The sequence below is a fragment of the Candidatus Sphingomonas phytovorans genome (assembly GCA_029202385.1).
GTDB classification, from domain to species: Bacteria; Pseudomonadota; Alphaproteobacteria; order Sphingomonadales; family Sphingomonadaceae; genus Sphingomonas; species Sphingomonas phytovorans.
In genome coordinates this window covers 2,977,384-2,990,084 of record CP119314.1, presented here as the reverse complement: position 1 = coordinate 2,990,084, position 12,701 = coordinate 2,977,384, and the positions used below count along the sequence as shown (strand labels likewise).

15 protein-coding genes are annotated in these 12,701 nt (G+C 63.0%); 6 read left to right on the top strand and 9 right to left on the bottom strand.

The features are described 5' to 3' along the window. Positions 1–249: 249 nt before the first annotated feature. The 5 genes from P0Y59_13695 (at position 250) to P0Y59_13675 (ending at position 5,645) form a co-directional block, all read left to right on the top strand. On the top strand, positions 250–1,869 hold the full coding sequence (locus P0Y59_13695) for an anti-phage dCTP deaminase (GenBank protein WEJ98011.1): 1,620 nt from the start codon (positions 250–252) through the stop codon (positions 1,867–1,869). Positions 1,870–2,400: 531 nt separating this feature from the next. Continuing rightward, complete coding sequence (locus tag P0Y59_13690; GenBank protein WEJ98010.1) at positions 2,401–3,012, top strand: hypothetical protein; 612 nt, start codon at positions 2,401–2,403, stop codon at positions 3,010–3,012. Between the two features lie 167 nt (positions 3,013–3,179). Then, a complete protein-coding gene (locus P0Y59_13685) occupies positions 3,180–3,689 on the top strand; it encodes a hypothetical protein (protein ID WEJ98009.1) in 510 nt (169 codons plus the stop codon). 204 nt (positions 3,690–3,893) lie between these two features. Then, the gene (locus P0Y59_13680) at positions 3,894–4,739 is read left to right on the top strand and encodes an NYN domain-containing protein (GenBank protein ID WEJ98008.1); all 846 of its coding nucleotides are present in this window, start codon (positions 3,894–3,896) and stop codon (positions 4,737–4,739) included. Between the two features lie 351 nt (positions 4,740–5,090). Beyond that, positions 5,091–5,645, top strand: coding sequence for a hypothetical protein (locus P0Y59_13675; GenBank protein ID WEJ98007.1), 555 nt, complete (start codon positions 5,091–5,093; stop codon positions 5,643–5,645). A 71-nt stretch (positions 5,646–5,716) separates the two neighbouring features. Here P0Y59_13675 and P0Y59_13670 read toward each other — a convergent pair whose 3' ends face one another. The 7 genes from P0Y59_13670 to yghU all read right to left on the bottom strand — a co-directional run bounded on the left by P0Y59_13670 (position 5,717) and on the right by yghU (position 10,909). Continuing rightward, positions 5,717–6,223, bottom strand: a complete 507-nt coding sequence (locus P0Y59_13670) for a hypothetical protein (GenBank protein WEJ98006.1) — start codon at positions 6,221–6,223, stop codon at positions 5,717–5,719. Between the two features lie 101 nt (positions 6,224–6,324). Next, on the bottom strand, positions 6,325–7,689 hold the full coding sequence (locus P0Y59_13665) for a PLP-dependent aminotransferase family protein (GenBank protein ID WEJ98005.1): 1,365 nt from the start codon (positions 7,687–7,689) through the stop codon (positions 6,325–6,327). Next, on the bottom strand, positions 7,682–8,122 hold the full coding sequence (locus tag P0Y59_13660; protein ID WEJ98004.1) for a DUF983 domain-containing protein: 441 nt from the start codon (positions 8,120–8,122) through the stop codon (positions 7,682–7,684). The genes P0Y59_13665 and P0Y59_13660 overlap by 8 nt, the downstream gene beginning before the upstream one ends. 96 nt (positions 8,123–8,218) lie before the next feature. Next, positions 8,219–9,298: a phosphatidylinositol-specific phospholipase C1-like protein gene (locus P0Y59_13655; protein WEJ98003.1), complete on the bottom strand. Its 1,080-nt coding sequence runs from the start codon at positions 9,296–9,298 to the stop codon at positions 8,219–8,221. Positions 9,299–9,412: 114 nt separating this feature from the next. Beyond that, positions 9,413–9,736 carry a DUF5615 family PIN-like protein gene (locus P0Y59_13650; GenBank protein WEJ98002.1) on the bottom strand — a complete coding sequence of 108 codons (324 nt, stop codon included), beginning with the start codon at positions 9,734–9,736 and terminating at the stop codon, positions 9,413–9,415. Then, a complete protein-coding gene (locus P0Y59_13645) occupies positions 9,733–9,966 on the bottom strand; it encodes a DUF433 domain-containing protein (protein WEJ98001.1) in 234 nt (77 codons plus the stop codon). The genes P0Y59_13650 and P0Y59_13645 overlap by 4 nt, the downstream gene beginning before the upstream one ends. Positions 9,967–10,033: 67 nt before the next feature. After that, positions 10,034–10,909: a glutathione-dependent disulfide-bond oxidoreductase gene (gene yghU, locus P0Y59_13640; GenBank protein ID WEJ98000.1), complete on the bottom strand. Its 876-nt coding sequence runs from the start codon at positions 10,907–10,909 to the stop codon at positions 10,034–10,036. Between the two features lie 155 nt (positions 10,910–11,064). Between yghU and P0Y59_13635 the strand changes: the two genes are divergently transcribed. Beyond that, positions 11,065–11,550, top strand: a complete 486-nt coding sequence (locus tag P0Y59_13635; GenBank protein ID WEJ97999.1) for a cysteine hydrolase family protein — start codon at positions 11,065–11,067, stop codon at positions 11,548–11,550. Here P0Y59_13635 and P0Y59_13630 read toward each other — a convergent pair. Next, complete coding sequence (locus P0Y59_13630; protein ID WEJ97998.1) at positions 11,541–11,963, bottom strand: hypothetical protein; 423 nt, start codon at positions 11,961–11,963, stop codon at positions 11,541–11,543. The genes P0Y59_13635 and P0Y59_13630 overlap by 10 nt on opposite strands. A gap of 83 nt (positions 11,964–12,046) precedes the next feature. Continuing rightward, positions 12,047–12,658 carry a DUF4126 domain-containing protein gene (locus tag P0Y59_13625; GenBank protein ID WEK02573.1) on the bottom strand — a complete coding sequence of 204 codons (612 nt, stop codon included), beginning with the start codon at positions 12,656–12,658 and terminating at the stop codon, positions 12,047–12,049. Between the last annotated feature and the right edge of the window lie 43 nt (positions 12,659–12,701).

Sequence of the window (12,701 nt, the reverse complement as noted above, 5' to 3'; positions counted from 1 at the left end):
TTTTGACTTATCGATTTGATTTCTGTTGGGTTTGATTCGACCCGCTTCGAGCGGCAAATGTCGTTCTGCGATCAGAATCACTCACAAAAGTACCACCCATTTGCCGTGCAAATTCTAATGCTACCTGAGCCGCTTGACGGGCTCGTTGTTCGCCATAGGATTCTTTCTCCATCGCTGCTCTCCCTTGACCGATTCACACTCTAGCGTTGAGAATGGGGAACGCCAGAGGGCGTGATGGGGGTCCAAGAAATGGCGTACGATTTTAGCTCTATTCGCTATCCTGAATTGGTTTTCGGGATAGCGGGCCCCATAGGCATCGATATCGACGCCATTTCCACCGCGCTGACAGATGCTCTCCATGCTGTTGACTATAAAACGGTGCCCATTCGCCTAACTCGCGAAATTGCTGAGATCCCATCATCCGTCAAAATTCCCGTACGCCAAGATTACTATTCTCAGATAAAATATAAAATGGATCACACTAGCCAAATATGTCGTGATAATAATGATCCGGCTTGGGCGATGAGATTTGTGGTTGATGCGATACGGCGTGAAAGAGGGAATCTTCAAGGTCTCGATTTGGTTGGCGAAGAGGAAGATCAGGGTTTTGCCCCTTTTGTGGATGTTGCTCGAGAAGACAAGGTGTGCCATCGGGTTGCTTACATCGTGCGCCAAATAAAAAGGCCAGAAGAGGTTAAACTCCTGCGAAATATCTACGGTAAGCAATTTGTTCTGATTTCTGCTTTCGCAACCGAAGAGGACAGAATAAATGTTATAACTGAAAAGATCAAAAGAACCCTCCCATTAACTACGAAGCAATCTAAGATATTGGCCTTTGCTGAGAGCTTGGCCCTTAAGGATGCGAGCGAAGATGCCGACAGTCATGGCCAGCATCTAAGAGATGCGTTTCATCTCGCTGATGTCTTTATTGATGGATTGTCCGCTGCCCCGATGCGTTCAAAAATAGAGCGATTTGTCAATGCCCTTTTTGGATTGAACGACATTTCTCCCACGAAAACCGAATTTGGAATGTATGCGGCTAAAGCGGCTGCGTTGAGATCGGCTGACTTGTCTCGGCAGGTGGGGGCGGCGATATTTTCGGCAGATGGGGAATTGATTACACAGGGCTGCAACGAAGTCCCCAAGGCATTTGGGGGTACCTACTGGGATACTGAAGAGCCAGATTTCAGGGATGTGAAAATTGGAAACGACCCGAATGATATACTGAAGCGGGAAGTTCTTCGGGATATTCTAGAACGTTTGGAATCTAATAAGCTCCTTTCCGATCGTGCCAAGGATCTTGCCAGGTCGGGTGGGCAGCTGATTGATGTCCTTCTCAAGAAGAAGGGTGAGGGAGATGCGGACGGCTGCGGCTGTCTACATGGTTCTTTGATATCGGATCTTACTGAGTTCGGGCGTGTTGTTCATGCGGAAATGAACGCGATATGCGATGCGGCCAGAACAGGGCGATCAATTAAGGGTGGAATACTGTTTTGTACGGCTTTCCCATGTCACAATTGTACAAAGCATATCTTGGCCTCCGGCGTCTCCAGAGTGTTTTTTCTTGAGCCGTATCCCAAAAGCCGCGCAAAGGAATTGCATCACAATGAGATAGAATTGGGTAGGTCTAGTAGCACGAGGGTAACTTTTCATCCTTTTCTGGGAATCTCCCCGTTTAGATATCGCGATATCTTCGAGAAAGGAAAAAGAAAAGAGGGTGGGGTTGCTACAAAATGGTACTACGAATATCCTACTCCCATGATCGATGTAATAGTTCCGAACTATACGAGGTTGGAATTGTTCGCGACGGCAAAAATATTTGGGAAAGTTGATGGAGTCGAAGCTAATTTAAAAGATAGCGTAGTTTAGGGGTTACGGTGACGTCGCGTAATTGAAGTAGCCGCCCTCCTGCCTGATGCGAAGTCATCTCTGTAATTACGGTGACGGGGCGTAATTGGAGCAGTCATCCTGGTGCTTGGGTGTGGAGTCGCCTTTCGGGGCTCCAGAGCAGGAGGATGACCGATGGCGATGTATGCTGGTTTGGATGTTTCGGACAAGAGCACGCACATTTGCGTGGTGGACGGTGAGGGCAGGTGCTGTGGCGCGGGGTGCGCGCAACCGACCCTGATTACGGTGACACGTGCAACAACCCCTAAACTCAGTGCGCCCTTGTCTTCAAAGGTGTCGCTCATGCGGATCTGCCGGCCATTGACCCGCACATCGAGCAGACCATGATCACGCGACATCGGTACGGACACAGGTTCAAGGCGTGAATAAGATCGGCTTTATCGAGAGCGGGGCTGCTACACTGGTGCGCGCCCAATATTTAAAGCGTCTCCGCATCGGAGGTTTAGCGTGTTCGAAACGATTGTCCCTGCATGCCACGCGATCGGAGGACATATGCGTAACATCATCCTGGCCGCATTGATCATCGCCATCAGCGCGGCGTCGAATGCTCAATCGCCGGGCATCCCGGACGGGCAGCTTGTGCAAGCGGTCGCCGACCTGAGCACCGCTACCTGCTACGGTATTCAATCCGGAGCCATCGCGCTGCCCAGGGACGAGGATCCGGATGCGCTCGACAAGACCATGGCGGCGGTGAAAGCCATGGGCCTGACCTTCGGCATCGAAGATCGCATCCTCAAGGATCTTGGGCGGGCGGGCGGCGCGATGGTTTCCAGGGCGACAATGGGCTCGCGGGTGCTGCCTGCGGGCGATGTGGTCGTCACCTTTGGTGGGCCGCAGCCGGTCTGCCGCGTGATCCTCCTCGCCCCGGCGGTCAACGGCATGACGGATGCGGTCGCCGCGCTGATCGTCGTCAGGGGATGGAAGCAGGCGCCGGTGACCCAGACCAGCTCAGCCGTCGAGCGCCGGGCCTTTGTGCGTCGCGACGCCAAGGGCACTCCCTATATGATGAACCTGATCGCCATCGCTGACGCGACATCCAGGCTGCGCCTGTTCACCACCACCGTCCGCGTCCCGCCCGGCGTCACGCTTCCTCCCGGTTTATAACCGGCCGAAATGACGGTCGCAGTGCATTCTTCGTCGTCGGGTCTTCGCATCACCCCATTGACCGGCGCCACGATCTGGGGATTCCGGCGCCACGTGCAATAATCCCCAATCTCCCGCTTGGAGCACGCCATTGACGCGGCTACCAAGCCAGGGCCCACGAACAGGAGATGGTATTGCTGATCCTTCCGCTGCTGCTCCAGGTCGCAACGCCGCCCCCGGCGATGGGCTGTTTCAACAATGGTCCGATCGAAGGCATGTGCGCGGATGCGTTGCTTTCGAAGGAGGGTGCTTTCGAGGTCTGGTCGCTGAAACCGGCGGTCGGGGGCGGCGCGCCGATCACGCCCGAGCTGGAGCGTGTGGTTTCCCACCTGATCGAGTCCTATGATTCCCATGAAGCCGCTTTCCCGCAAGAGCTGCTTACGGCCAATCCGACCGGCGTGTTTTGTGCGGACGATGCGGCGATACGCGCCGGCTGCCTGAAGCCGAAGCCGCTGATCGCGTGGCCCTTCACGGAGTATAAGCATAACCGCCCCTATCTGATGAAAGACGGACGTGTTCGTCTCGAATGGATGGAATCGGGGAAGCTGAAATATCTCTCCCTCATCACCTTCGACGGTGCTCACGTCAGCGGCATCCGGACAACGCCGGCAACGATCCCCGTTAACAGAGCTGGATGAAGGCGCACCGATCGCGGACTCTGGTCGGCGGAACGCGGCGTGGACATTCTCCCGCGCGCACGAAAATGATGCCGCCCGACCGCCTGTGCTATCATGACTCATCCCGGCAGCGGCTGCGATCCACCGACGCCGCGCCAACCACCACGCTGCCGCACTGATGCGCGGCGCCCGGATATCCGGGCATCACCGACAAGAAAGAAAATCATGGAAGACTATCAACCCAGTACCCCGGCCCCCGATCGCCGCATCGCGCTGCTGATCGACGCCGACAATGTCTCGCACAGCAAGATCGCGGTGATCCTCGCCGAACTCTCCAAATATGGCACCGCCAATATCCGCCGCGCCTATGGCGACTGGGGCAGCGCCGGCCTGAAGGGCTGGCGGGAGAAGCTGCACGCCTTCGCCATCCGCCCGATCCAGCAGTTCAGCTATTCCGCCGGCAAGAACGCGACTGACATTGCCCTCGTCATCGACGCGATGGAACTGCTCTACACGCAGAAGCTGGACGGTTTCTGCATTGCGTCGAGCGATGCGGATTTCACGCCGCTGGTCATGCAGCTCAAGGCCAACGGCCACGACGTCTATGGCTTCGGCGAGCGCAAGACGCCCGATCCGTTCGTCAACGCCTGCACGACCTTCCTCTATCTCGACAGCCTCGATGATCCCGCGGCACCGGCCCCCGCCGCGCCGCCGGCCGAAAAGCGCAAGGGCGACGGCAAGGTCGCCACCACCGGCACGAAGGCGAAGACCAAGGCGGAGGCGCCGCCGGCAAAGGCGCCGGGCAAGGTCCTCGCCCAGGACGCGACCCTCGTCACGATCCTGCGCGGCGCGGTGGAGGCGGCCGCCTGGGACGATGGCTGGGCCTCGATGCCGGCGGCGGGCAGCGCGGCGAAGCGCCAGGCCTCGATCGACCCGCGCAACTACGGCGTGCGCAATTTCCCTGACCTGTTCGAGGCGATCGGCCTGTTCGACATCCACAAGAGCGAGAACGGCCACAGCTTCGTCGCCGACAAGCGCAACAAAGACAAGGCCGCGCGCCCGTCGAGGTGACGTCGAAGTCATGATGTAAATTATTGATTTACAATAATATAATTGAAGAGGGCCGTTTGCGAAAATGTCAGTGACCCTCATGACATTTCCAACGCCACGGCGCGCGACCGGCAAGGCGCGGCGCCGGAAGGCGCTTGATTCAATCCGCCACTGGCTGCGGCTATGCCAACACCGTCCCAGCGCTCTTTGACATGGTCGGTGAGAGAAGCAGTCGTTCCGGGCGGAGCGATCGGTGCGGGTGGTCATGTGCCGGATCGCATGACATCGGCGCCCGGCGGCTCTAAACCGTCACGACCCCCTGACATCGGAGAGCAGTATCTCATGACATCCGCCACCGCCGCCTTTCGGGCCATGGCCCGCGCATTCCCGGCCGGACTTGCCACGCTGGCCGTAGTGGTGACCGCGAACCCGGCCCTCGGCGCCGCGCAGGCCCCGGAGAGCGAGGCGCCCGACTTCTTCGATGCCGCCCTATGCAAGCCGCCCTACACGTTCGCCTCGGCGCAGTCGCTGTACGAAGCGGCGGAGAAGGTCGCCAAGCCCGACATGTCGAAGCTGGGGGCGGCCATCTACGATCTGCCCGGGCCGATCGGGAAGGACGGGTTCGCCAGCAACCAGGTCGTCTTCGCCAATTCGACGGTCGGCGTGCTGGTCCAGGGCGCCGTCGCGACTGAGCTGGCTGCCCGCTACCAGCTTGCGCCGGAGACCTCGAACCTGCTCGGCGCTTCGTCAAAGGGCTATGCCCGCGCCCTGCCAAAGGATCAGCAGCCCCTGCCCGACATGGGCGTAGTTTCCATCATCGCGCGCGAATCCCCCGGCCTGCCGGGCAAGACGCTCCTTGCCTGCGAATTCGCCTCGAATGAGGATATCCGGGCGCTCAAGCGATTCGAGGCTGAGTCAAAGCCCTGACGGGCGTTTGATGCCGACGGTTCGGGTGGGAGGGCGCCCCTGCTTGCCGAGCCAGCCTGTGCGGCGCGCGCTTATCCGCGGCAGCCCCGAGCCTGCTGCAATCCGCGCAGGAAGCCGCGCCGGGCGATGCCGGCATCGATCGCCGCGTTGAGCCGCCGCTCGGCCGGCGCGGCGCCGCTCACTTCGCGGACAAGGCCCCGGAACGGGATGAGCGAGTTCACCACCGCCGCGCCGCCCGCCTTGGCGACGTTGCGTTTATTCTTGGTCGGGGAACTCGTGTAATCGGGCCCGAGATCCTTGTTGAGCGCTGCGATCGACGCGCCGATCTGGCGGCAGGTGCCCGTACCGGCCGTGCCATAGGGGTCGTGGCTCACCTCTTCCAGCAGGGGCGGGATCTTGGTCTTCTCGATCCCGACGTCGCGGACCGGCTGCGACACGATCTGCCCCGCTTCCTGCGTGGTCGATTTGGGCTTTTCCTGGCCCGCGCCGGTCCCCGCCGTCGCGGGCGCCGCGCCCGCCACTGCCATCACCGCCAGCGCGGCGGCCAGGGTCAATCGTGATCGGATCGTGATTGTCATGCTTGTTCCCCAGGGTCGCCGCCGCAAGAGAAGCAGGCCGGCAGTCTGAAGGTCAAACGAGCATCCACCGTTACGGTTCCGGACTGGTCCGGCGGCCGCGATCAGATCAAGGGCGTGGCCTTGCCCACTGGCTGGGTCACATAGCCGTGCAGCACGCGAAGCACGCGGCCAAGCCGCTCGCGGTCGACCAGCCCGCCCAGCGACACCCGCACCGCTTGCAAGTCGTCGCGCGCTGCCGCGAAGCTGCCGGCGGCGATCACCGAGAGGCCGTGCTGCCGCATCACCCCGGCCAGATCGTCGGCGGAGAGCGGGGCGGGCAGGGGCAGCCACAGATGATAGCCCTCGGGCGAGCGCTGGCGCTCCACCTCCCCCAGCACATTGTCGGCCAGTGCCTGCCGCCAGGCGATCTCGGTGCGCATTGCCGCGATGAGCCGGGTGAGCGTCCCATCGCCGATCCAGCGGCTGGCCATCGCCGCGTTCAGCGGCGGCGCCATGATCGCCGTCTCATGGACGTCGGCGGCGAGGCGCAGCGCGCTGCCGACGCTCGGCGCGCGGACATAGGCGACGCGCAACGCTGGCGTGACGATCTTGGACAGGCTCGCCACATACCAGCAGCGTTCGGGGGCAAAGGCGGCGATCGGTCTGAGCGGGGCGCTGGCGAGCAGCCCATAGGCGTCGTCCTCGATCACCTGCAGCTCGTACCGCCGCGCGACGGCAGCGATCGCCTCGCGTTCAGCCTCGGTGATGGTCGCGGCGGTCGGATTGTCGTTGGTCGGCACGACATAGAGTGCGCGGACATTTTCCCTGAGACATGCTGCGTCGAGCGTGGCGGCATCCAGTGTCGGAAGGGCAAGCAGCCGAACGCCAAGCCTCGCCGCCAGCGCCTTCAGTCCCGGATAGACGAACCGGCCGCACGCGATCGTATCGCCCGCCTGCAGGGTGGAGGCCAGGATCGCGTGCAGCGCATTCTGCCCGCCCGCGGTGACGATCACCTGCTCCTCGGTCGAGGGCAGCCCGCGCCCCGACAGCAGCCGCGCGCCCGCCGCACGGTCCTGCGGCGCACCGCCAGCCGGCGCATATTGCAGCCACGCCATTTCCGATCCAGCCAGCAGCGCGGCGGAAGTCTCGACGATCGCCCGGCTCAGCAGGCCGCCCGGAATCTCCGGGGGCATGTTCATGCCGGTATCGACCGAGGGCGGCGGGGCGATCGGTGCATGCGGCGTCGCCGCCACGAAACTGCCGGCGCGGCCCCGCGCCTCGATCAGTCCGCGCAGCCGGGCCGAGTCATAAGCCCTGGTCACCGTGGTCAGGTCGACCCCGAGCTTCGCCGCCACCTCGCGCTGCGGCGGCAGCCGGTCGCCCCTGCGCAACTGCCCGCGCGCGATCGCCGCATCGAGCGCGTCGACGATCGCCTGGTATTTGCTGCCCGTACTGGTTGCGAGATCGGGAAGCCAGGCATCAGTCATCGAAATTGCTGGCTCCCTCTTCCGGCGGCCGCTCGTGGAGTTTCGCCCACAGCTTGCCGGTCCCCGCTTCCTGCGCCCTGTTCACATATTGCGACGCGACCAGCCATCCCTTGATCGGCCGCAGCGGCAACAGGCACCCAAGGATCATGATCGGGAAGGAAGTGACCAGATGGATCCAGAGTGGCGGATTGTACGCCACCTCGATCCATACAAGCAGGAAGGTCAGCGGAAAGGCGACGATGCACAGCGAGAAGAAGGCCGGCCCGTCATCCGGCGCGGCGAAGCGATAGTCGAGCCCGCAGACCTCGCACGTCTTCGTCACCTTCAGCCAGGAGGTGAACATATGTCCCTTGCCGCAGCGCGGGCAAAGGCCCTTCCATCCCGCTTTCAGGATCCAGCGGAATTTCTCGCCGTCATTCTCCGGGCTGATCATCGTGCATGCCTTATGTATCCGTACAATATGCCATACATAGTTTGCGAGGGCGCAGGAATCCAGTGGGAGAATCGGCCTGCCGTCCCGTGAGTCGTGTCAGCGCTTGTCCAGGTCCGCGCTGGGGCAGTCCGCCCCGCGTCGCACCGGATTGCACCGAGCGACCACCCCGTCAGGCAAGCGCACCTGATAGCCGCCCTGGAACCGCGCATCGGGCCACAGATAGTCGGTCGAGACATATTGCGCGCCGCTGGCCAGCGCCGCCTCGCGCCGTTTCACATCATTGGCGCGCGCTTCCTTCGTATCGGCATCGGCCCGTGTCCGCACGATATACCCCGCCGCGACGTCGCGGCGGATACGCGCGCCTTCCGCGATCGGATCGTTGAGCGTCAGATAGGCGGCGGCAGGCGAATCCTCGTCGGTGTTGATGAAGAACACCCGACCCTCCAGCGACCGCCGCGCGCCGCGATATCCCGCCACTTTCTCCGGTCCCTCGTCGAGCGCGAAGAGGAAGCGCCCGCGCGCCTTCTCCAGCGTCGGCCAGTTGCCGGCGCGCACCGCGTCGCGCAGCGTCGGATGGCTGCCCTGTACCTCGTCCGGCACGATCAGCTTCTTCGCCGGCATCACCGACCTGATCTCGGCGTCAAGCGCATCCCAGGCCGCCGCATCGAACGGCAGCGCGTCGATCCCGCCGCGCCAGGCATTCTTCTCATCCTTGGCGTTGAACATCAGCATGATCGGCACATGCCCGGGGTGCTGGTCCGACCAGCGCAGGATGAGGCGCAGGCACTCGGTCAGCAGTACGCAGCTGCTCGAATTGTCGATGCCGGGAATGTGCAACACCTTGAACCCGGGCCGCAACAGCGTGGGATCGTTCGATCCCTTCGCGTAATGGCCGCCCTTCGGGTCGTAATTGACGTCGATCTCGATCTGCCGCGCGCCGGCATCGAGTTGTTCGGTCAGCGGCCGGTGCGCATAGTCGAGCATGTCGGCGATCGCCGGGCTGGCCGCGCGGACCCTGGCCATCGTCTCGGCCGGCATTGCCAGCTTGTAGCTGTTATGCGTGCCGACCACGCTGATGTCGTTCAACCGCAACGGGACCGGGGCCGGAGCCGGTTCGGTCGCGGCGGATATCAATGCGATCAGCGGCAGGAACTTCAGGATGCGTTTGTCCGCCATTGTCGTTCTTTCCCCAAATCGTCGGTGGCCGTGCGGAGCTGCCCGCACCATTGCTCAGCCTCTTCGTGAATGTTGGCGTCATTCCGGTGACAGGGCGATGTGACGGTGCCGGCCTTACCGCACCTCGATGAAAGGCTCGCCTTTCGCGAGGAGGGCGCTAACCTCATCCCAGCGTTGGTCGAGCCACGCCGACAACGCCTGGTTCGTCGCGTTGCCGCAACGCAGCCAGATCAGGATGAAGCGATTGGGCAGGCGAAGGACGACGAAGTCTTCATCCTTGCTGATCAGTGCCATGTCATGCGTTTCGGCATAGGCTGCGATCGTTGCGTCGTTGGCGGCGACCAGCCCGGTATCGGCGACGTGGACAGCCTGCTGCCCACGCGCGTCCAGCCACCGGCACAGGGCCGGTGGAAGCTGTGCGTCGACCAGAAATTTCATTCGGCGGCGAGGACGATCGGGTGGTCCGCGGCCGCCGCGGCATAAGAAAGGGCGGCTCGCACATCTTCAACGGACAGATAGGGAAAATCGGCGGCGATCTCCGCCGCGCTCGCTCCACCCGCCAGCATCTCCAATATGTCGGTCACACGCACCCGCGTACCGGCAACCACCGGGCGACCCCCACATATGGCCGGATCAACCGCGATGCGAGGGAAGCCGGATAGCGTCATTGCGCCAAAATGTAGGATCGCCCCGGCCTGGTCAAGCCGAGGCGCCTTGCAGCCATATCCGGCTCGATCACGCAGCCGGCACGAGCTTGTCCTGTGTCTTCGTCGCGAAGTCGCTCGCATCATGGCGCTCGTGGAGCTGGCTCGCCGGATCGCCCATCACGCGATTGACCATCCGTCCGCGGGCCACGGCCGGACGGGCGGCGATCGCATCGGTCCAGCGCTGGACGTTCTTGTAGTCCTGCACCTGAAGGAATTCGCCCGCGTCATAAGCGAGCCCCTTGGCCAGCGCGCCGTACCAGGGCCAGGTCGCGATATCGGCGATGGTGTAGGTGTCGCCCGCCAGATACTCGCTCTCGGCAAGCCGCCGGTCGAGCACGTCCAGTTGCCGCTTCACCTCCATCGCATAACGATCGATCGCATATTCGATCTTGAAGGGCGCGTAGGCGTAGAAATGGCCGAAGCCGCCGCCGAGGAAGGGCGCGCTGCCCATCTGCCAGAACAGCCACGACAGGCATTCCGCACGGGCCGCCGTCTCGGTCGGCAGGAACGCCCCGAACTTCTCCGCCAGGTGCATCAGGATCGCGCCGGATTCGAAGATCCTGATCGGTTCAGGCCCGCTTCGGTCGAGCAGCGCCGGGATCTTCGAATTCGGGTTCACCTCGACAAAGCCGCTGCCGAACTGGTCGCCCTGGTTGATGCGGATCAGCCAGGCGTCATATTCCGCGCCTGCGTGACCGAGTTCGAGCAACTCCTCGAGCATCACGGTCACCTTCACGCCATTGGGCGTGCCCAGTGAATAAAGCTGCAGGGGGTGCTTGCCGACCGGCAGTTCCTTGTCGTGAGTCGCCCCGGCGATCGGCCGGTTGATGTTCGCGAACTGGCCGCCATTGTCCTTGTTCCAGGTCCAGACTTTGGGTGGGACGTAGTCGGTCGTGTCGGTCATGGGCGGGCTCCAGCAGCGTGGTGATGGGGGCGATGTAAGGAGCCGGAGGGCAACACCAAGGGCCGCAGCCGACCCGGCGACAAAAACAATCGCACGTTGCGGCTGACTCGCGGAACGCACCTTGCATTTGGCCCCTATGTCGGGTGCAAGCGGCCATGCGCCAGGCTTTGCTCGTGGTTGATGTCCAGCCCTGTTTCGATCCGCCGCCCTGGCTGATCGAGGAGGTGGGACAGCTCGCCGCCGCCATGCCTTCGGTCGCGACGGTCGAACGCCATGACGAGGCGATCACGCCGTTCGAGCGCCAGCTCGGCTGGAAGCCGGCGCCTGACGACACGAGCCTCGTGCGGACCGATGCCCTGTTCGTGAAGCACGGCTATCTGCCGCCGCCCGAGGCGATCCGGCATCTTCGCGGCCTCGGTGTAGACCGGGTGCTCGTCTGCGGCATCCAGGCCGATACGTGCATCCTCGCGGCCGGTTTCGCCCTGTTCGACGCAGGGCTTCATCCGACCCTGTTGCGCTGGCTCACGGTCGGGTCCTCGCTCGACCGGTCAGGCGCGCTTGGCGAGCGATTATGGCGCCATCATTTCGGCGCGGTACTCGGGTCGCGCGAGGAACTGACGGCCGGGCTTGCTCACCAGTAATTTGCCGGGTCGGGCGTCGGCGCGTTGCAGGCGCGGGTGCTGCCGTGCTTGCAGGCATAGACCTGGCGCCGCCAGTCGGCCATCGCGTCTGCATAGGCGCGCTCCTTGTGCTCGGCGATCCGGGCATCGAGCGCGACCTCGCGGTGATGCGCGCGGAGCGCCGCGCGATACGCATCCAGGTCGGCGGCATATTGGGCATCGGCCCCGGCCTGCGCCCCGGCATTGGCGTCGGCGACCGCGTTCTGCCGCGCGGCCGCCTGGGCCTGGACATCCCGGTTGGCGGCCGCCACGTCGGGGCTGTTCACATCGTTCTCCGAGCCCGATGTCGCCGGGGCGGGCGGCGTGGTCTGGGCGGTTACGGTTGCCGTGCTGCCCAGCAGGGCAAGCGCCAGCGCGATGCTCGTCATCTTCATGATCGCAACTCCATTCAGGAGTCTCGCCAACGAACGCATCCGGTCGCTGTTCCGTGCGACATCCTGATCCGTAGTTGGTCGGGCTAATCCGCAGTTGGTCGGGTAGCCGTCCGTCCCTGTCGCGTCACCCAACGCAGTAGACGGCGCAGCATCAACAGCGCGGCGACGGCGCCTGCAAGGAGCAGCACCGCGATTCCGATGGCAATGACCGGATTGGCGAGCGCGAGCAGCAAGAGCCCGCCGGTCGCCACGTCCTCCGTCGTGGAAACCAGCAGGTTGCTGACTGGTTCGGGGCTGGCGTTTACCATCGCGCGCGTACCCGCCTTTGCGCTGTGAGTCAGCAACGATGCCCCGCCGCCCAGGATCAGGGCGATCACCTGCCAGGCCGGATCGTTCGGATCGACGATCGCCAGGGCCAGCAGCGCGCCGCCGATCGGCCGGATGAGCGTGTGGACAGCATCCCAGGCACTGTCGATCCACATCACCTTGTCGGCCAGGAACTCGGCCAGGGCCGCCACACCGGCAACCCCGATCACCCACGGATTGGCCAATATGTCGAGCTGGTGGAGGTGAGCGGGAAGGGCGATCCAGCCCGTATGCATCGCGATGCCGGTGGCGAACACGCATAGATAGAGCCGCCAGCCCGAAAGCAGGCTAACGCTCGCCGCCACGCCCAGGATCTCGGCCGCGCCCATGCCCTCAGGATCACATGGACCGAGCCAGCGCGCAACCTTGGGC

Bases quoted from the DNA above. Each gene is read 5' to 3' on its own strand.
- P0Y59_13695 (WEJ98011.1), top strand. From the start codon at position 250: ATGGCGTACGATTTTAGCTCTATTCGCTATCCTGAATTGGTTTTCGGG.
- P0Y59_13690 (WEJ98010.1), top strand. From the start codon at position 2,401: ATGCGTAACATCATCCTGGCCGCATTGATCATCGCCATCAGCGCGGCG.
- P0Y59_13685 (WEJ98009.1), top strand. From the start codon at position 3,180: ATGGTATTGCTGATCCTTCCGCTGCTGCTCCAGGTCGCAACGCCGCCC.
- P0Y59_13680 (WEJ98008.1), top strand. From the start codon at position 3,894: ATGGAAGACTATCAACCCAGTACCCCGGCCCCCGATCGCCGCATCGCG.
- P0Y59_13675 (WEJ98007.1), top strand. From the start codon at position 5,091: ATGGCCCGCGCATTCCCGGCCGGACTTGCCACGCTGGCCGTAGTGGTG.
- P0Y59_13670 (WEJ98006.1), bottom strand. From the start codon at position 6,223: ATGACAATCACGATCCGATCACGATTGACCCTGGCCGCCGCGCTGGCG.
- P0Y59_13665 (WEJ98005.1), bottom strand. From the start codon at position 7,689: ATGACTGATGCCTGGCTTCCCGATCTCGCAACCAGTACGGGCAGCAAA.
- P0Y59_13660 (WEJ98004.1), bottom strand. From the start codon at position 8,122: ATGATCAGCCCGGAGAATGACGGCGAGAAATTCCGCTGGATCCTGAAA.
- P0Y59_13655 (WEJ98003.1), bottom strand. From the start codon at position 9,298: ATGGCGGACAAACGCATCCTGAAGTTCCTGCCGCTGATCGCATTGATA.
- P0Y59_13650 (WEJ98002.1), bottom strand. From the start codon at position 9,736: ATGAAATTTCTGGTCGACGCACAGCTTCCACCGGCCCTGTGCCGGTGG.
- P0Y59_13645 (WEJ98001.1), bottom strand. From the start codon at position 9,966: ATGACGCTATCCGGCTTCCCTCGCATCGCGGTTGATCCGGCCATATGT.
- yghU (WEJ98000.1), bottom strand. From the start codon at position 10,909: ATGACCGACACGACCGACTACGTCCCACCCAAAGTCTGGACCTGGAAC.
- P0Y59_13635 (WEJ97999.1), top strand. From the start codon at position 11,065: ATGCGCCAGGCTTTGCTCGTGGTTGATGTCCAGCCCTGTTTCGATCCG.
- P0Y59_13630 (WEJ97998.1), bottom strand. From the start codon at position 11,963: ATGAAGATGACGAGCATCGCGCTGGCGCTTGCCCTGCTGGGCAGCACG.
- P0Y59_13625 (WEK02573.1), bottom strand. From the start codon at position 12,658: ATGGGCGCGGCCGAGATCCTGGGCGTGGCGGCGAGCGTTAGCCTGCTT.